The sequence below is a fragment of the Amaricoccus sp. W119 genome (genome assembly GCF_047275745.1).
Lineage (GTDB): Bacteria > Pseudomonadota > Alphaproteobacteria > Rhodobacterales > Rhodobacteraceae > Amaricoccus.
This window is the reverse complement of the sequence record NZ_JBKQWU010000191.1, coordinates 1-896: the sequence shown is the minus strand read 5'-3', so window position 1 is coordinate 896 and position 896 is coordinate 1. Positions and strand designations below refer to the sequence as shown.

Genomic DNA, 896 nt, shown 5'->3' with positions numbered 1-896 from the left:
GCCGCGAACACACCCATCGCATCCTCCATGTTGGCAGGCTCCGGCAGCGTCCGAAGCAACCCTGATCCTGCCAGCCAGAGCGGCGCAGGAAATGCGATTAAGCTAAATGGTGTAGCTCACGGCGGTCATCGGGTTTCTCGGTAGGGTTGGGTTGCAACAGCCAACCTGAACTGAGGGACGCCCCCGATGACCAAACCCATGATGGACCTGCGCGCTCTGATGGAAAAGAGCGCCGATGCTGACCTGCTGCGCGAGATGCTCTTGGAGGCGGTCGCGCAGCGATCATTCGATCCGGTGGATCGAATGAAGGCGGAAAGAGGCCGGAGGCCGGCTTCGCCCCCGAGCGCCTGATGGAACTCGAGGTGGGCGCGAAGGCTGGCGCGGAATACGGCGAGAAGTCTTCCGACCGTCTGGCTCAGCGTAACGGCTATCGTGACCGGGACTGGCAAAACCGGGCTGGCAGCGTCGAACCGCGCATACCTCGGCTTCGCACCGGTGGCGCCTCGATGGCTCACCGTCAGCGTCGCGCTCGCCATTGTGCTCGCACCAATGGCGCACAATGGCTCCCCGCTCGCGGTCGGCGTCAACACCGATGGCCGGCGCGAGGTCCTGGGCATGGCGATTGGCGCCTCGGAAGCCGAGCCCTTCTGGACCGAGTTGCCTCACGCGACCTCGTTCGCCGAGGCCTGGCCGGCGTGAAGCTGGTGATCGGCGACGCGCACGAAGGCATCAAGGCCGTCACGGCGCGCGTCCTGTCCACGACCTGGCAGCGCTGCCGCGTGGGGCCGTTGAAGAATACCCTGGTGATCAGGCTTTGCCGGCCACCGGCACCACTCGCCATCGGAACATCGGCATTGCAATCAGGTCCGCGATTGCGCCGAGCATTATGAGGAACG

1 pseudogene is annotated in these 896 nt (G+C 65.0%); it reads left to right on the top strand.

Features of this window, described 5'->3' with window-relative positions:
* Positions 1 to 186 precede the first annotated feature (186 nt).
* Positions 187 to 803 (top strand): annotated as a pseudogene (locus ACLJK8_RS22925) (transposase); the annotation flags it as partial.
* Positions 804 to 896: the final 93 nt, after the last annotated feature.